The following is a 17,898-nucleotide window of genomic DNA, read 5'->3' as shown; positions in this document are numbered from 1 at the left end:
AGGCGCCGGGCGGCAAAATTAAAAACTTTAACGATAAATACAGGCTAGCCAATACGGCCCCTGCGGTAAATTATTTCATTTTCTGGAAGTACTCGCCCACCTCGCGCTGGTAGTAGGGCGTGAGCGTCGGGGGGTTAGTGCGCAAAAGGTCGGTTTGGCGCTGGCCCAAAACTTTGTACTTATCAAAGGCTGGTGGGAACACGGGCGGCTGTGGCCTGGCCGTTTGCGCCTCGCGCTTGCTGTCCTGGTCGCGCTCCCGAGCCGATTTCTCCACCTCCAGCAAGCGGGTTAGAATTTGCTGCTGGCGCAGCAAAGTTTGCTCCGTCAGGCGCTTGTTTACGAGGTCGGTTTCAGTTTGTTCCATCAGCTTCTTCACTTCGCCGCTGCCACCCCCGCTCTGCTCGCCTTTGGCATCTTTCTCGCTGGGATTGTTGCCTTTGCCATCCTTGCCACCGGGCTTACCACTGCCGCCGGGCCCCCCCTGGCCCTGCATCCGGTCGAGCTGCTGCATGGCCTGGCGCAGCATCTGCTGCTGGCCAGCCAGCTTGGCCAGCTCCTGCGACATGGCGCGCCCGGTTTTGCCGCTTTGCGAAAGCTGCTGAATCTGCTGGTTGAGCTGCTGCTGCATCTGGCCGAGGTTGCCGGGGCCCGGCTTGCCTTGCCCCTGCCCTTTACCCTTGCCCTTTTTGCGGCCGGGCTTGCCCTGGCCGTTTTTGGGCTGGCCCTGGGCCTGCGCCTGGGCCTGCTGCATGTCGTTGAGCGAGCTGCTCAGCATCAGGGCCAGGTTGTTCATGCTGGTCATAGCCTGCTGCTGGGTAGCGGTGGCGCGGCCCACGTCGCGCTGCTGGATGTGGCCCAGCGCCTCGTCCATGCGGCCGTTCATGTCGCCCACTTCGCGGGTCACGAAGCTCTGGATTTTGGGCTCGCGCTTGGCCAGCGCGTACAGCGAGTCCTGGATGATGCGCGAGTCGTCGCGCAGTTTACGCTGCGTTTGGCCCAGCTGCACGAAGCGCGGGTCGCTCTGGTCCACGCGGCGGAAATCCTTCATCAGGCCCTCCTGGTCGAAGCTGAGCGTCAGCAGGTTCTTGAGGATGTAGCGCAGGTCGTCGATATTCTGCTGGGCCTGGTCGCTCTCCTCCTGGTCCTGCTGGTCGCGCATCTTCTTAGCCATCTTCTGCATCCGCTGGGCGGCACTTTTTTGCTTGGCGGCGGCCTTTTGGTTCTGGTTCTTGCCCAGCTGCTGCTGGCCTTCCTGCATGTCTTGGTCGGTTTGCTCCTGCTCAGGTTTTTGCTCGTCGGCCCCGTTCTGGTTACCCATTTCCTTGTCCAGCTGCTTGAGGTCCTGCAAGTCCTTTTTCAGGTCCTCAAATTGCTGCTGGTTCTCGGCCTGGGTTTGCTTGAGCTGCTCCTGCGCTGCTTTTTGCTGCTCCTTCGAGGCCTTGTTGGCGGGGTTGTCCTTATCGTTCTGGGCGGTTTTTTCGGCTAATTTCTGCTCGTCCTCGGCCAGCTTTTCCAGCTTGTCGGCCGTGGCCTCGGCCTTCTGGTCAAACTGCATTTGCTTGAACATCTCCAGGGCCCTGTCCAGCTCTTTCTGCAAGGTATTCTCCTTGTTTTCAAGCTGCTGCATCAGCTTCTGCATTTCGGCGTCGGGCTGCTTTTGCTGCTCCAGCAGCTTTTGTAGCTTGTCGTACAGCTTCTTGGTTTCGGGGTCGAGCAGGTCGGCCATCAGCTTTTTCAGCTCGTCGGCCTTCTTGGCCAACTCCTCGCTTTTGGGGTCGAGCTGGTCCTGCTTCTGCTGCAATTGCTCGAAAGCCTTTTGCATCTGCTCTACTTGCTGGTTGAGCTGCTGCTTCTGGTCGAGCATATTCTCCAACTGTTTGCGGTCCTGGAAGCTCAGCTCGCGCTTGGTTTTCAGCTTATCGGACGTTTTGGCCAACTCGCGCTCCAGCTTTTCGCTCTGCTTGGCGGCCTGGCTCATCTGGCTGGCCACGGCCTGCGAGGCGGCGGCCAGCTGCTGCTGCTGCTCGCGGCGGCTGGGCAGCCGGAACTCGGCTGGGCGGGTGCGGGTGGCCTTGGGGCCGTGCAGGCCGTCGTTGTCCCAGGCTTCCATAAAGTATTCGAGGCGGTCGCCGGGCTTCAGGCTCAGGGCCCCAATGTTCCAGGTGTGGCTGTAAGTGCCCGCACTTCCGCGGGGCAGTGCCAGCGGCGTGGCGTGCGCTGCACCAGCGGCATTGGGGCCCTGGCCCTGGCCGGCGCGGTGCACGGTGTAATGCAGCACCAAGCGCGTGAGGCCGTAGTCGTCGCGCGCGGTGCCGCCCAGGGCCAGGAAATTCAGCGAAGTTGTATCCGAAAATGCCTCCAGCGTGAGCGTGGGCGGCGCATCGGGGACGGCGGTGAGCTGGTAGGCAATGGGGTCGGGGTTGCGGCTGGCGGCGTTTTGCAGCCGTAGCTGATAGGGCTGCGAGCGCAGCACCTGCCGCGTGGCCACGAAGGCGTCGCCGTCGCGCTGGGCGGCCAGCGTTTCGGCCGGGTTCTCGAATACCAGGGCTAAGGCTTGGGTGGCGGCCGTGGCAAATTCCCAGCGCACGGTGCTGCCCTCGGGCACGGTCAGGTTGCCGCCGTTTTCCACGGTTTCGGGGCCCCGGCCGGTGTAGGCGGGGTAGCTGATGCGCACCTTGAAGTCGCGCAGGCTGGGCCGCTCCCGCACAACTAGCCGGTGCTCGGGCGAGGCAAAGCCGGCGCCAGTTAGCTGGAAATCAACGTCGGCCTGGAGCTGCTCGAACACGTAGCGGAACTGGTCGGGGTGGCCCGGCACACGCTGCATTTTGCGCTCGGCCCCGCCGTAGCGGACGCTGGCCTCGGCGGGCAGGGCACTGCCGGTCACGGCCACGTCGAGGGTAAAATTCTCGCCCCGAAACGCTGTCAGCTCCTTGTTTTTCAGCACGAACTCGAACGGCGCGGGCGGCGAATACGCCCGCTGGTAGTGCCAGATGCGCTCGGTGCCCTGCTTTAAAAAGCTTGGAAACACGGCCAGCGCCAGCCCCAGCAGCGCCAGGGGCCCCAGCGCATACTTCCACAGCGGGCGGCTCTGCTGCTGAATGTTAATGCCTCCGGCAAAAGAAATTTGGCCGAGCTGGGCGGCACGCTGCTCCAAGCTGGCGGCCACCAGGGCGTTGCCGCGGGCCTGGCCTTGCAGCTGGAGGGCGTTCAGCAGGCGGTCCTGCACCTGCGGGAACAGCTCGCCTACGCGGCGGGCGGCCTGCTCGTCGCTCAGCAGGCGGCGCAGGTGGGTGAGGGCCGCCAGGGGCCGCCAAATCCAGCGCGCAAAGGCGTACGCCGCCAGCCCCAAAAAGCCAAACAGCAGCACCGCCCGCACCGCCGTGGGCAGGTACAGGAAGTATTCGAGCAGGCTGAAGGCCACGAACAGCGTGAGCAACAGCCCCCCCGCCACCAGGGCCCCCCGCACCAACAAATTCAGGTAAAACTTGCGCTTGAAGGCTTCCAGCTCGGCCCGCACCCGCGCCAGGGCCGGGTACTGGTCCGCGCCGGGCGCATCGTGCTCCACCACTACAGCCATAAGTCAGGTCTTGTCTCTGGGAAAGATACGCAAACCGCGGCGGCGTTGGTTCAATCGGCGGGCCCCCGGCTTCATCCTAGCTCCACCCAAGCCGGGCAATGGTCGGAGTGCACGGCGTCGGGCAGTAGGCCGGCCGCCGCTAGGCGCGGTTGCAGGGCCGCATCGGCAAGCCAATGGTCGAGGCGCCAGCCCACATTGCGGGGGCGCGAGCCGGCCCGGTAGCTCCACCACGAGTAGTGGCCCGGGGCCCCCGGGTAGTGGTGGCGAAAGGTATCGACGAACCCATCGGCCAGGAAATCGCGGAACCACTGGCGCTCCTCGGGCGTGTAGCCGGGGCTGTTTTGGTTGGCCTTGGGGTTGTGCAGGTCGATTTCGGTTTGGCAGCAGTTGAAGTCGCCGCCGATGAGTAGCGGGGCCCCGCCCCGGGTCCGCAGCCCGGCCACGTAGCGCCGGAAAAAGTGCAGCCACTCCACCTTAAAAGCCTGCCGCGCCGGCCCGCTCGTGCCCGAGGGCATGTAGGTGTTCAGCACCGACACGTCCTCAAAATCCAGCCGCAGCACGCGGCCCTCGTCGTCGTAGGCGGGCGTGCCGCAGCCGTGCACCACGGCCACGGGCTTGGTTTTCGAGAACGTAGCCACACCGCTGTAGCCGGGCTTTTGGGCCGGGTGCAGGTAGGCGTAGTAGCCCAGCGCCTCGAAGCCCGACACGTCCAGGGGCCCCACGCCAGCCTTTATTTCCTGGAGGCAGAGCACGTCCGGGTCAGCATGCGCCACCCAGTCGAGCAGCCCCTTGCTCAGGGCCGAGCGCAGGCCGTTGACGTTGTAAGAAATGATTTTCAACAGTTTATTGTAAAATTCAGGCCGTCATGCTCTCCTAGTCGTCCAGGCTAAAATATTCCAGCATGTGCCACTTCATCATGCGTTCCTGCTCTTTGAGGAAGGCGAAGGGCACCGGGCGCAGCAGCTTGTAGTGCGGCCAGCCGTCCTCGTCCACGCGCTCCAGCTCGTAGTGGCCACTAAGGCTGAACAGTTTGCAGGTGGCGATGTGCATCAGGTCCTGCTTCTGCTCCTTGGTGAATTCGGCCACGCCCTGCCCCAGCTCCTGCACGCCGATGAGCAGCAGTAGGGCGTTCAGGTCGGGGCGCTTGCCGAAGCGGGCTTCCATTTCGGCCAGCAGGGCGTTCCAGCGGTGCTCGAAATCGGCTTCGGTTTCGAGGTGTTCCGGGGCGGTCAGGTCGTCGCTCATGCGGCGGGGGCCCCGTGGGCATGGGCGTGGTCGGGCGCGGGCAGGCTCTGGCCGGCTTCCTCCTTCAATATTTCCCAGTACTCCACCGCGCGGCGGAAGTGCGGAATGACGATGCTGCCCCCGATGAGGTTGGCGATGGCGAATACCTCGTAAATCTCTTCGTCCGAGAGCTTTTCCTCAAAGCATTTACCTAAGTGGTACTTGATGCAGTCGTCGCAGCGCAGCACCATGGAGCAGGCCAGGCCCAATATTTCCTTGGTTTTTACATCGAGGGCCCCGGCGGCGTAGGTGTTGGTATCAAGGTTGAAAAAGCGCTTGATAACCTTGTTGTCGGCGGCGAGAATCTTCTCGTTCATCCGCTGGCGGTAGTCGTTGAATTCGGTTACTTGGGACATGGTAGAATTATCGGTTATTTGCTGAACGATGGGGCCCCCAGAACGTCATGCTGAGCTTGTCGAAGCATCTCTCTCGTCGAGCAATTACTGCTGTTACGGGAGAGATGCTCCGGCTGCGCTCAGCATGACGACCTTTAGTCGTCGGTAGCCTCACTAACTAAAACGCAAATTTACGCCCATGCTCCGCTCCTGGCTGGCCGACTTCGTGGGCCTTGTTTTCCCGCGCTTGTGCCCGGCCTGCCGCGAGCCGCTGGCCCGGGGCGAGGCGCACCTCTGCACCGCCTGCCGCGCCGAGCTGCCCTATACTGATTTCCACCGCCTGCCGCCCGAGGCCAACCCGCTGGCCCGCCGTTTCTGGGGCAAGCTGCCCGTGCGGCACGCTCTCAGCTACTTGCAGTTTGTGCGCCAGGGCCGCGTGCAGCGCCTGCTGCATGGCCTCAAGTATGGCGGCCAGCGCGGCGTGGGCACGGCCCTGGGCCGCCTCTACGGCGCCGAGTTGGCCGCGGCGGGCCTGGCCGCCGACTTCGACCTCATCGTGCCCGTGCCGCTGCACCCGCGCAAGCTAGCCCGGCGCGGCTTCAACCAAGCCGAGGTGTTTGCCGAAGGCCTGTCCGCCGGCCTGGCCCTGCCCTGGGCCCCCGCTCTGCGCCGCACCGCCCACACCGCCACCCAAACCAAAAAGAACCGCGCCGAGCGCTGGGAAAACGTAGCCACCGTGTTCGAAGCCGCCGATGCTGCGTCGGTAGCCGGTCGCCGCGTGCTGCTCGTCGACGATGTGCTGACCACCGGCGCTACTCTCGAAGCCTGCGGCGCGGCCTTGCTGGCCGCTGGGGCCCTGGAAATCAGCATCGCCACTATTGCGTGTGCCTGACCGCAGGTTACGTGGATTTAACAGATAAAACGGATTCCCAAGACCCTACTTCCACTGGTGTATACATGGTATGTAGGTGATTGTGAATTAAAAAAGGCGACCCGGATAGGTCGCCTTTTTTATTTTGAAATTGGAAACAGAACTTTAAAAACTCGTTCTCATCCGTTAAATCCACTTAATCTGCGGTCCTACTTGTTGCTGCCGGCGTTGATCATCGCGCAGCGGAAGCCAATGGTGGCCGTGGCCGAATCCTGGGCCATAAAGCGGCGGGTGCCGGGCGAGAGCCAATAGGCCACGTCGCGCCACGAGCCGCCTTTGTACACGCGCACCTTGTCGTCGATCAACGACTGGTAGCCTTTTTTGTCGTATTTGTCGGCGGGGTCCAGCACGCCGTTGCGGCGGAAGGGGTTCAGGTCTTCCACGTCCTGGTACGAAAGGGGGCGGTAGACGTCTTGCACCCATTCGTTCACGTTGCCGGCCATGTTGTAGAGGCCGTAGTCGTTGGGCGGGTAGGCGTAAATCTGCTCCGTAATCATGGCGCCATCGTTCAGGCTGCCGGCAATGCCGGCGTAGTCGCCACGGCCACGCTTGAAGTTGGCCAGGAACTGGCCCTGCTTGTGGCCGTAGGCGTTGCGGGTGGTGCGGCCGTCCCAGGGGTAAATGCGTTTTTCCTCCTGGTTCTCGTTGCCCACCTCTTGGGTGCCGATGAGGGCCAGGGCGGCGTACTCCCACTCGGCCTCGGTGGGCAGGCGGTAGTTAGGCAAAGTATTGCCGTTCTCGATGGAGACACGGTTTTTGCTATCGGCGGCCGCAGTGCCTTCGGCAGCGGTGTCTTTCTTTTTGCGCGAGAACAAGCCCCCGCCCTTTTTGCCCGAACTACCTTCGGTGTTGGCCAGGCCTTCGTTCACCTTGGCGGTGCGCCAGGTGCAGTAGTCGTTGGCCTGGAGCCAGCTCACGCCCACCACGGGGAAGTAGCGGAAGCCGGGATAACGCAGGTAATAGGTCACGTAGGGGTCGTTGAACGACAGGTCGCGGGCCCACACGGTGGTGTCGGGCAGGGCCGACTTATAGAACTCCTCCGCCGAATCGGTGCGGATAAAGTGCAAATATTCCAGCCAGTGAATGTTGGCTACCTCGGCCTCGTCCATATAGAACGAGGCAATGGTGACGGTGCGCTCGATATTGTCGTGCGAAAGGGTCACATCCTCCTCTAGGGTACCCAGGACGGTGCGGCCACCCTCGATGAACACGAGGCCCGGGCCGGCCGGGAGGCCCTTGTAACTGGACACCTGCATGCCCTTTTCGGTGTTGTATTCGACCCCCGTCGTCGACGAATCCTTGCCGGGGTTAGTAGCGCTGCGCTGGCCGTCCTTGCAGCTCGCTAAGGCCCCGAGTGCGAGTGCGCCCAGGCATAGATAGTTGGATAATTTCATGACTGGACTAGTTCAACTAGGGGTGAAGAATCGTTATCAGTAGTAATTCGGTTGCAATTTAAATGCAATATTACAAAAAATCTAGAATGCCGGGCAAGGCGCGATAGGATAATTTCTCCGGCGCAGGCGTTGGTAGGCATTTTCGAGCTTGTCAAACGCCCTGATGGCCAAAGTTATTTCATGGGCCCCGCCCAAATTTGCGCTTAAGCTGCTCAGGCCCACGTCGTAGCTGTAGCCCAGGCGCAGGGCCCCCGCCTGCACCCCCGCCACCACGGCCAGCACGTGCTGCGGCCCAACGCCGGTGTTGCCGAAAAGGTTGCGGTACACGGCCCCCAGCGTGACGGGCGACGCGGTGAAATACAATCCGGCCTCAACGCGCTGCGAGCCGCCCTGCCGGCTGTAGGCCGCCACGGGGGTATAACTCAGCTCGCGGCCGGCGCCCGGTTTCAGGACAAAAAATTTGTAGCCGCCGCTCACGTTCAGCAGCAGCGGTAGTTGGCTTTGGGCCCGAAACCCGAGGCTGGGCTGGTTGAGGTGCTGCCCGGCAATGCTCAGCCAAGCCTGGTCGGAGTACAGCACCACGCCGGTGCCCACGCTGAGGTAGTTGCTGGGCGCGAAGTCGATGGCCTCGGCCGAGGGCCCCGTGAGCTGGCCGTCGGCCGAAATCTGGTCGCCGAACGTGAAGTTGCCGTAGCTCACGCGCTGGCGGCCGTAGCTGGCGCGCAGGCCCCCGCTCAGGGCCACCTGCCGGGTCAGGCGGGTGTGGTAGGCGTACAGGGCCCCGGCCTGGATGCGGGTGTAGCCCACGGAGCCCGCCCGGTCCTGGTCCACGAGCAGGCCGAAGGCGTGGTGTTGGCCGGGCTTGTCGGGCCGCCAGTCGGCCGCGGCCTGGGTGGTCACGAACGACCCCGCCAGCGAGGGCAACTGGTTGCGGTAGCTCAGCGTCACGCTGTAGTCGTCGAGCAGGCCGGTGAAGGCAGGGTTGGCGTGCAGGCGCGTGGCGAAAGGCTGCGAGAAGTACACGTCCTGGGCCTGGGCGGCGGGTGCGGCCAACCCTACGGCCAGCAGCAGGGCCGTGCCACGCCCCAGCCAGCGGGCCAGGGCCCCGCGCAGTGGAAGGGAGCAGAGCATAAAGGCAGGCTAAACGTAGTTGGGCCCGGTTTTGGTACGGCCGGCCAACGAAAGTACGGCCGGGGGCTCCGGAAGTCCGGCTGGGGCCCCAGAGAATGAACACCAGGGCCCCGGCCGGCCGTTTAAGGCGAGGGCAACGGGCGGGCGGCCCACTTTTATCTGATTCAGTTTAGTACGACTGGCTCTGCGCAAGATTCGGTGGTGGACCTCAAGAGAACCTGCGTGCGCTCGGGCTCGGCTCGCTCAGCCGCCACACGCTGGCTTGCCTAACCCGTGCACGTTCGAAGACAAAAATCTCAAGCTCAACGACTTTCCGTTCGGCTTTGTTGGGGCCATCGGGCTGTGCAACGCCACGGATTATCTGCGACGTGACGTTTAGGGCCCTGGAAAGGAACTTTGAAACTCCGCTTACCCCAGCACTGCGCTTACACTACCAGCTACTGCTAATTCGCCACGGTGTACGTACGTAGTATTTTGATGTAAAATTTATTCAAGTAATCATCGGCCCCGTTATTGGTAGTGCCGCGCTGAAACCGGGGGTATACCTAGTGGAAATACTCGGCCCCGGCCTGCAAGTGCAGTTCAAGCCGATAATAAAATGACCGGCTCAGCGCCTGCGCGCGGCGGCGGCTTCCAGGCTGCTTAGTAAACCCAGCGGCTCCCAATCGGGAAACTCCCGACCTTTTCATCGTAAAAAATAACTCGTTATGAACCAGGAATATCCGGCGGGTACCGCTCGTGCCGTTTGCCGTTGGGGGCCCTGCCGGCGCTTGCTGCTAGGAGGCCTGCTCAGTAGCACGTTGTTGCTGGCAAGCGTAAGCCCGGCCCGTGCCCAAAAGCAGGTGGGCCTGTTTTATTTTCCGGTCTTTGGCCACACCCTGTACCTGCCAAAGTTTATCTCGCCCTCCGGCGATTCGTGGATTATGCGTGGGCAAACCCCAGCCTATGGCCCGAACGGGGGCACGCCGCATTTTTGGGGCAAGCCGTTGTGGGCCACCACGCACGGCGACGGTACCCTCAAAAACAATTACCTCTTCTACTTCAACGGCGACCCCAGGCAGGCCAACAACGACCTGCTCGACTACCACGCTGATTTAATCAGCCAGGTAGGGGTAGATTTCATCATCCTAGATTTTACCAACGGGGCCCAGGACTTTACTAATAGCGGCCCGTCGTACGTATCGGCTACGAAAGCCTTGTGCCAGCGGTGGCAGGAGCGCCTGAACGCCGGCCTGCCCACGCCCAGGATTGTGTTCTTCGCCCAAAACGAGGCCACGCTGGCCACCATCCGCGACACGTATTTTAAGGTTTATCGCAGCGACCTTTTTTACGAGTATCTGGGTAAGAAGCTCGTGCTCGTTGCCAAGCCGCTCGACAACCTGGGGCAGTCGGACAAGGGCCAGCCGGCCGTGCCGACCGCCGGTATTTTTGCCGATTATACCACCCGCCACTGCTGGGGCCTCGATAATTCGGGTAGCTGCTGGCAATTTAAGGTTAACTCCAGCACCCCGCCGCCGCCGTTTTACTACAACGGCCAGCCCGAGGAAATGTGCGCGCCCGTGGCCACGCAGGCCTCGTACATGACTACCGACGGGATTAACCCCACGCCGGGGGCCGTGGGCCGGCAAAACGGGGCCTATTTTACCAAGTACATGGACGCGGCCCAGAAAGCTGGGGTCAAATTCGTGTTCATTCACTCCTGGAACGAATGGTCGGCCGGCAACTGGAGCAAGACCAGCCTGCCCACCTTCGTGGACCAATGGCTGACGGAATATAGCTCCGATATTGAGCCGATGGCGGGCGGGCACGGCGCGCTGTACTACGACCTGATGAAGCAGAAAATCACTGACTTCAAAGGCGTGCCCCCGCCCACCCGGCCGCAGGCCCCCTACCAGGGCGTGGCCGCCACGGTGCCGGGGATGGTCGAAGCTGAGAACTTTGACGAGGGCGGCGAGGGCGTGAGCTTCCACGACACCACCCCAACCAACCTAAGCGTGCTGTACCGCAACACGGGCGTAGACATTGAGCGTTGCGCAGCGGGCGGCTACAACCTCGACTTCGCCGAGGCGGGCGAATGGAGCGCATACACCGTGCAGGTGCAAGCGGCTGGCACGTACCGCGTTGCGGTGCGAGTGTCCTCCTTGGGGGGCGGGGGGGCGTTTCACTTTGAAGCTGGGGGCCAACGCTCGGCCAGCGTGGCTGTGCCTGCCACGGGCGGGCCGCAGCAGTGGCAGGCGGTGGGCACGGCGCTGGCGTTGCCGGCGGGCGCGGCGGTGCTGCGCTTTGTCGTTGACACGCCGGGCTTCAACACCGATAGTTTCAGTTTCGGTGCCGCTACCGTTACGGCCACCCAGCCAGCGCTGGCCGCCAACGAGCCGGCTTTGCGGGTTTTCCCCAATCCGGCCCAAAACCAAGTGTCGCTGCTGCTCACCGATGCCTCTGACCCGACGCTGGAAGTGCGCATCCTTACCGCTACGGGGGCCGTCGTCGTCCGCCAGCCGGTTGCGGGCCGCCAAACCATGCAGCTTAGCACGGTCGGCTTAGCGCCCGGCCTCTACCTGCTAACCCTAACCGGCCGCCACGCAAGCGTCCAGCAGAAGCTACTAATAAAATAGCGTGGGGTGGTTATCCTTTTAAAGACCCGTGGGCCCTGGCTCTCACGAGCCGGGGCCTGTTTGCAGTTGAGGGTAGGCCGCGGCTGCGTTATTTTTGGCCAGCTACTGCCCAGGCAAACATCGGCCGCCGGGCAAAAAAATGCGGAGCGGAAAGCGCTTTGCGGCCTTTTCGCGTTAATAAACTCAATAGCTGTGCTTTTAAGAGGCCGGCTGCCACTTTATTTCTCCTCCTGATGCGTAAGATTCTGCTTGGTTTTCTGGTTTTTATCGTGCTGCTGCTGGTGGCCGTGGTGGCCGCGCCGTTCTTGTTTAAGGATAAGCTGCGGGCCCTGGCCGACAAACAGATTGCCCAACGGGTGCGCGCCAAAGTGCAGTACGACCCGAACAGCATCGACGTGAGCGTGCTCCACTCCTTCCCCGACCTGACGTTGGATATCAAGGACTTGCGTGTGATTGGCCTCGACTCGTTCAGCCGCGACACGCTGGCCTACCTGCCCGGCCTGCGCGTGGGCCTCGATATTATGACCGTTATCAAGGGCCAGGAAATCAAAATTAATAGTGTGGAATTGGACCGGCCCGATATCAGCCTGCGGGTGCTGAAGAGCGGGCGTGCCAACTGGGACGTGATGATTTCGGACTCGGCGGCCGCGGCTAAGGGTCAGGACACCAGCCAGGTACGGCTGGCCATCAAGGGCTGGAAAATTACTGACGGCCATCTGCGCTACGAGGACCTGACGCTGCCCTTCCGCATGGAGGCGCGCCAGGTGAACCACACCGGTAGCGGCGACTTCGCCAGCAACGTGTTCGACATGAAATCGAAAACCACGGCTGGCCGCCTCGACATGCGCTACGGCGGCGTAGCCTACGTGACGGACAAGAAGCTCGACGCCGACGTGACGATGAACATGGACCTGAATAAGCACCTGTACACGTTCAAGGACAACAAGATCAAGCTCAACGACTTCCCGTTCAGCTTTGCCGGGGCCATCGGGTTGCCCAACGCCACGGATATTACCTACGACGTAACGTTTAGGGCCCTGGAGACGGACTTCAAAACCCTGCTCAGCCTGGTGCCGGGCGTGTACACCGACAAATTCAAGAATGTGGCCACCAGCGGCAAAGTGGCCTTCGACGGCTATTACAAGGGCGTGCAGAACAAGCTGCGGATGCCCGGCTACGGCCTGAACCTGGCCGTGACCAATGGCCGCTTCAAGTACCCCGACCTGCCGCAGGAGGCCAAGAACATCAACGTGAAGATGGTGGTGGACAACCCCTCGGGCTTTACCAACAACGTGAAAGTGAACGTGTCGCAGTTTCACCTCGATCTGGGGCCCGACCCCGTAGACGGCAACGTGGCCATCGACGGCCTGAACCCGATGAAGGTGGACGGGCGCGTGAAAGCCAACGTGAACTTAGCCGACGCTCTGAAGGTGTACCCGGTGCCAGGCCTAAGTATGCGCGGCCAGCTGGCGGTGGATGCCACGGGCAAGGGCACCTACTCGAAAACGCAGATGCCGGTGGTGAACGCCGCCATCCGGATGACCAACGGCTACGTGAAGTCGAACAAATTCCCGGCCCCGATTGAGGACATTAACCTGAGCGGCACGGTGGTGAACACCACGGGCCAGGTGAATGATACCTACGTGAGCCTGCCGCAGTTCCACATGGTGCTGGAGGGCGAGCCGCTCGACGGCCGCCTCACGGCCCACAATATCAACCAGCCGGTGTTCGACGCCAACGTGAAGGGCACGGTGGACCTGACCAAAATCACCAAGATTTTCCCGCTGGCGGGCATGACCGTGACCGGGCGGGTATCGGGTAACATCGCCGCCGCCGGCAACATGGCCGACGTGGACGCCGGCCGCTACCAGAACGTGAAAGCCAGCGGCACGGTGCAGGCCAAAAACGTGACCTACAAGAGCAAAGACCTGCCGCAGGGCGTGAACATCAGCTCGGCCAGCGGCACGTTCAACAACAACCAGATTACCATCCAGCAGCTGAACGGTACGTCCGGCACGTCCGATTTTGCGGCCAGCGGCACGGTGAGCAACTACCTGGGCTACTTGTTCACGCCGGGCCAGGCACTTAAGGGCACGATGAACGTGACCTCGCACAATTTCAACGTGAACGAGTTCATGGTGGATCCGGTGAGCAACAAGAGTACGGCCACCGGCAAGGGGGCCCCGGCGAAGGCCGACGGCGTGGTACCGATTCCGAAGTTTTTTGACTTGGTGCTCAACAGCAAGGTGGACAATGTGACCTACGACAACCTGAAGCTGCAAAACGCCAGCGGCACCGTGACGGTGAACAACCAGATAGCGACGCTCAAAAACCTGACCTTCAATACACTGGGGGCTACCTTCGGCACCAACGGCAGCTACAATACCCAGAATCTGGCGCACCCCAAGTTCGATTTGGGGCTGAACATCAAAAACCTTGATTTCCAGAACGCCTTCAAAGCCTTCAACACGGTGAAGGCTCTGGTGCCGCTGGCCGCGGCCGTGCAGGGCGTGTTCAGCACCAACTTCAACGTGAGCGGCGAAATGGGCCAGGACATGCTGCCCAAGCTGAGCACGCTGAGCGGCAAGGGCCTGTTTGACATCTTGAAAGCCAGTGTATTGCAGTCGCCGGTGCTGAGCCAAATTGCTAGCCTGACGACGCTGCCCGAGCTGAAAAACCTGAGCATTATCAATAAAGTGGTGGACGCGCAGATCGTAGACGGCAAGCTGGTGGTGAAGCCCTTCGACTTCACGGTGGGCGACCTTAAGCTGACGCTGGGCGGTACCAACAGCCTGGCCGGCATCGTGGACTACGTGGCCGCCATCAACGCGCCTACCGGCAAGCTTGGCAATGCTCTGAGCAGCAAGCTCACGCAGCTCACCGGCGTGCAGAACATCCAGGGCACCGACCGCGTGACGCTGGGCCTCGACATTGGTGGCTCCATTACTAACCCCACCGTGAAGCTGACCAGCGGCAGCCTCAAGGACCAGGGCAAGGCCATTGTGGCCAACGTGGTGAAAACCAAGCTCACCGATGCGCTGCTGGGCCTCGCCAACAAGAATAAAGCCAAGGGCGACAGCACCCAGAAAGCCACCGCCATCACCCAGCAAAACGCCCAGGAACAGCTGAACCTGGAGCTGCAAAAGCGTAAGCTGGAGGCCGAAGCCAAGGCGAGGCAAGCCATTGGAGCAGGCCTCAATAGCCTGTTTGGTGGCCGTAAAAAATCAGTGCCCGCCGATACCGCGAAGAAGTAAGACCGGTATCTTCTGGCTGGGTTTTTGAACAGAACGGTTGGATAACCAATTGGTTATCCAACCGTTCTTATGTCCTGTTTAACCTGCTTATTGTTCTCTTTTTAGCGCTTCTTGTTCACCTTATCTCTTCCCTTTTACCATCATAGTATGAAAAATTATTCTCTCCTGGGTCTGGCCGGCGCTGCGCTGCTGGGCTTGGCTAGCTGCTCGAAAAGCACATCGGACGACCCCAGCGCCACCGCGGCCAAACTGGAAGTGCGGCTGACGGACGCACCTGGCAACTTCAACAGCGTGGTACTGGACGTGCGCCAGATTGAAGTGCACCTCAAAGAGGAAGGTAACCCCGACGGCTGGCAAACGCTGAGCTTCACGCCCCAAACCGTGAACGTGCTCGATTACGTGAACGGCAAATCGGCCTTGCTGGTGAACACCGACTTCGCGCCCGGCGACCTGAAGGAAATCCGGCTCATTTTGGGCCCCAACAGCTACGTGGTGGGCACCGACGGCCAGCAGTACGACCTGAAAACGCCCAGCGGCCAAACCTCGGGCGTAAAACTCAAGCTCGACAAGGTCACGCTGAAGCAGCGCGAAACGTTTCAGCTGCTGCTCGATTTCGATGTGGCCAAGTCGGTGGTGGAGCGCGGCAACTGGAAAGCCAGCAACGACAAGAAGGAGCGCTACCTGCTAAAGCCGGTCATCCGGGTAGTAGCCCAGGACCTCAAAGGCGGCTTGCGCGGCACCGTGAGTCCGGCGGCGGCGCGGCCCCAGGTACTGGCTATCCGCTCGTCCATCGTGGGCCCCGACACGGTGAGCACTTTTGCCGATGCCTCGGGGGCGTTCCAGCTGGGGGCCCTACCGGCGGGTACTTATCAAGTGCAGTTCTTCCCAACTGGCACGGCGCCTACCGGCCAGCCCGCCTACAAATACGTGGTGCGCACGGGCGTCACAGTTACCAACGACCAAGTGACGGACCTTGGTACCACGCCGCTGAATTAATTGCTTGAATATACCTTAAACCAAAGAAAGCCGTTCCCTGTGCAGGGAGCGGCTTTTTTTTGGTTTAGCAAGATTGGTCTGACTAGGTACAGGTCCAGGTCGGTTAGGTCCCGGGGCCCTAGGCTAGCTTTTGCACTAAGTCTAACAGCTCGTGCTGGGTGGTGCGGGTGGCGTCGTGGGCGTACCAGCCGTGGAGCTGGGCGGCCAGCTCGGGGAAGGGTGTTTGGCTGGCCTTAAGGTCTTGGAACAGGGTTTGGGCCGGGGCCGGGCGGGGGCCCCACACAGCGGCTTCGGCGAGCGAGTCGGCGTGGAGCACGACGGTCATCGGGATGGCGCGGCCGCCGTTGGTGAGGTAGCGGTCAATGAGGTCGGGGTTAGCGTCGCGCAGGAAATAGCGGGTGGTGAGGCGGCCGTTGCTGGCCTGGGCCACGGCTTCCATCACGGGCACGAGCTGGGCCGCATCGCCGCACCAGCCTTCTGTGATGACCACCCAAACGTATTGTTGCGTAATGCGTTGCAGCGCCGCTTGCAGCTCGGGTAGTACGGCCACCGTGGGGGCCAGGGCGTTCATGCGGGCCTCGCCCTCTTGGTAGTGGGGCAGCATTTTGGCCAGCTGCGGGTCGGGGCCCTGGGCGGCCAGTACCGCGGTGATGTGCTGGCGGTAGGCAGCATAAGTGAGGCCGGTGGCCAGTTGGTCGGCGGTAAGAACGGGAGCGGAGGTGATGGGCATCAGGAAGGGCGTCGGGCGTGAGGGCTATGAACAAAAAGCCAGGCGAATTGGTGTCGCCCGGCTCCGGTTTATTGGCCCACGAGGCTGGGGCCCCTACTACCAGCCGCCGCCCAGGGCCCGGTATAAATTCACGCTTTGTAGCAGTTGGGCCTGGCGCGCATCGGCGAGGCTCAACTCGGCTTCGAGCACGCTGCGCTGGGCGGTAATTACTTCTAAGTAAGTGGCATAGCCGGCAACGAACAGCTCGTTGGAGGTAGCCACGGCGCTTTGCAGCTGGGCTACCTCGCGGGCGCGGAGGTCAGCTACGGCGCGGTAGTTTTCGAGGCCTTGCAGGCCCACTACCACTTCGCGAAAGCCCGATTGCAGGGCCTGTTGGTAGCGGTAGTAGCCCTCGTAGTTGTTGGCCACGGCCTGGCGGAAATCGGCCCGGTACTGCGCGCGGTTGAGGATGGGGCCCGCCAGGCCCCCGAGCACGCCGTAGGTTACGGAGCCGGCGTCGAGCAGTAGGTTGGCCCGGAAAGCGTTGAGGCCCAGGTAGGGCGTGAGGGTGAGACTGGGCAAAAAGGCGGCGCGGGCGGCATCCACGTCGGCGCTGGTGGCGCGCAGCTCCAGCTCGGCCTGGCGCACGTCGGGGCGGCGCAGCAGGGCCGTGGCGGGCAGGCCGGCCCCGAGGCGGGTGGGCAGGCCCTGCTGGTTGGGCAGCGCGGGGCCCCGGCCAATGGGCTGCGGGTAGCGGCCCAACAGCTGGTTGAGGCTGGTTTCGGTTTCGGTAATGCGCTGGCGGGTGCCGTAGGCCAGGCTTTCGGTGCGCAAGGCCTGGGCAGCAAACTGCTGCACGGCCAGCTCGGTAACCCGGCCGGCCTGCTTCTGAATGCGAATCAGCGCCAAGCCATCCTGCTGAAAGCGGGCGTTGCGCTCCAGTGTAGCCAGCTGGTTATCAAGGGTTAAGAGCTCGTAGTAGGCCCGCGCCACGTCGGCTACTACGTTGGTAATTACCAGGTTGCGACCCTGCTCCGAGCCCAGCACGCGCAGGTAGGCGGCCTTGCGGCGGCTGCGCAGCTTGCCCCAGATATCGATTTCCCATGAGCTGCGCAGGCCCACGAAATAATCGGGCGTGAGGCCGGTGGCGATGCGCTGGTTGCCGTCGATGTTCTGCGAGAGGTTGGTGTCGTAGTTGCCCACGCCCGTCATGGTGTACTTGCCGTAGCGGTCGAGGCCCGCCGAGCCCCCGGCCATGACCGACGGAAATAGGGCCCCACGCCGCGCCAGGTACTGCGCCTGGAATATCTCCACGCGCTGCACGGCCACCCGCAAATCGAGGTTTTGCCGCAGCGCCGTGTCGATGAGCCCCGCCAGGGCGGGGTCCTGGAAAAACTGCCGCCACGGCGTGGCCCCGATGCTGATGGTATCGGTGAGGGGCACCTGGGTGAAGGACTTGGGGGCGTCGGGGCTGGTGGCCGGGCCGGCGGGCGCGGCTACGCGGCAGCCGGCGGCCAGGCTTAGGAGGAGGAAGCTGGAAGCTATAGAAGCGAGAAAGCGCATGGGTTTTTTCGTGCTGGCGGGACGCCTCACGGGACCCCTTTGGGGCCGGCCCCCTCTCCGAAAAGGAGAGGGGGGGCCACGGCGGAGCGACACGTGTTTTTTATAAAAT

The 17,898-nt window shown here is 62.3% G+C and carries 12 protein-coding genes; 4 read left to right on the top strand and 8 right to left on the bottom strand.

The features are described 5' to 3' along the window. Positions 1-70: 70 nt before the first annotated feature. The 4 genes from DDQ68_RS15285 to DDQ68_RS15270 form a co-directional block, all read right to left on the bottom strand. Positions 71-3,577: a DUF4175 family protein gene (locus DDQ68_RS15285; RefSeq protein ID WP_109657082.1), complete on the bottom strand. Its 3,507-nt coding sequence runs from the start codon at positions 3,575-3,577 to the stop codon at positions 71-73. Positions 3,578-3,648: 71 nt separating this feature from the next. Further along, a complete protein-coding gene (locus DDQ68_RS15280) occupies positions 3,649-4,416 on the bottom strand; it encodes an exodeoxyribonuclease III (RefSeq protein WP_109657081.1) in 768 nt (255 codons plus the stop codon). A gap of 34 nt (positions 4,417-4,450) precedes the next feature. After that, entirely contained in the window at positions 4,451-4,822 is a 372-nt protein-coding gene (locus DDQ68_RS15275; RefSeq protein WP_109657080.1) for a hypothetical protein, read from the bottom strand. Continuing rightward, positions 4,819-5,217 (bottom strand): carboxymuconolactone decarboxylase family protein, encoded by a 399-nt coding sequence (locus DDQ68_RS15270; protein ID WP_109657079.1) that lies wholly within the window; start codon positions 5,215-5,217, stop codon positions 4,819-4,821. The genes DDQ68_RS15275 and DDQ68_RS15270 overlap by 4 nt, the downstream gene beginning before the upstream one ends. A 178-nt stretch (positions 5,218-5,395) precedes the next feature. On the opposite strand from DDQ68_RS15270, the gene DDQ68_RS15265 reads away from it, so the two are divergent. Beyond that, positions 5,396-6,088: a ComF family protein gene (locus DDQ68_RS15265; RefSeq protein ID WP_109657078.1), complete on the top strand. Its 693-nt coding sequence runs from the start codon at positions 5,396-5,398 to the stop codon at positions 6,086-6,088. A gap of 188 nt (positions 6,089-6,276) precedes the next feature. Here DDQ68_RS15265 and gldJ read toward each other — a convergent pair whose 3' ends face one another. Then, positions 6,277-7,521: a gliding motility lipoprotein GldJ gene (gene gldJ / locus DDQ68_RS15260; protein ID WP_109657077.1), complete on the bottom strand. Its 1,245-nt coding sequence runs from the start codon at positions 7,519-7,521 to the stop codon at positions 6,277-6,279. 81 nt (positions 7,522-7,602) lie between these two features. After that, on the bottom strand, positions 7,603-8,652 hold the full coding sequence (locus tag DDQ68_RS15255) for a PorP/SprF family type IX secretion system membrane protein (RefSeq protein ID WP_109657076.1): 1,050 nt from the start codon (positions 8,650-8,652) through the stop codon (positions 7,603-7,605). 923 nt (positions 8,653-9,575) lie between these two features. Between DDQ68_RS15255 and DDQ68_RS15250 the strand changes: the two genes are divergently transcribed. The 3 genes from DDQ68_RS15250 (at position 9,576) to DDQ68_RS15240 (ending at position 15,517) form a co-directional block, all read left to right on the top strand. Continuing rightward, positions 9,576-11,267 carry a carbohydrate-binding protein gene (locus DDQ68_RS15250; RefSeq protein WP_162550149.1) on the top strand — a complete coding sequence of 564 codons (1,692 nt, stop codon included), beginning with the start codon at positions 9,576-9,578 and terminating at the stop codon, positions 11,265-11,267. A gap of 233 nt (positions 11,268-11,500) precedes the next feature. Next, positions 11,501-14,521: an AsmA family protein gene (locus DDQ68_RS15245; RefSeq protein ID WP_109657074.1), complete on the top strand. Its 3,021-nt coding sequence runs from the start codon at positions 11,501-11,503 to the stop codon at positions 14,519-14,521. A 147-nt stretch (positions 14,522-14,668) separates the two neighbouring features. Next, positions 14,669-15,517, top strand: coding sequence for a DUF4382 domain-containing protein (locus DDQ68_RS15240; protein WP_109657073.1), 849 nt, complete (start codon positions 14,669-14,671; stop codon positions 15,515-15,517). 118 nt (positions 15,518-15,635) lie between these two features. Here DDQ68_RS15240 and DDQ68_RS15235 read toward each other — a convergent pair whose 3' ends face one another. Further along, a complete protein-coding gene (locus tag DDQ68_RS15235) occupies positions 15,636-16,247 on the bottom strand; it encodes a thioredoxin family protein (RefSeq protein WP_109657072.1) in 612 nt (203 codons plus the stop codon). 96 nt (positions 16,248-16,343) lie between these two features. Further along, positions 16,344-17,789, bottom strand: a complete 1,446-nt coding sequence (locus tag DDQ68_RS15230) for an efflux transporter outer membrane subunit (RefSeq protein ID WP_109658454.1) — start codon at positions 17,787-17,789, stop codon at positions 16,344-16,346. Between the last annotated feature and the right edge of the window lie 109 nt (positions 17,790-17,898).

This window comes from Hymenobacter nivis (assembly GCF_003149515.1).
Taxonomy (GTDB): Bacteria; Bacteroidota; Bacteroidia; order Cytophagales; family Hymenobacteraceae; genus Hymenobacter; species Hymenobacter nivis.
This window is presented reverse-complemented; position numbering and strand designations above follow the sequence as displayed.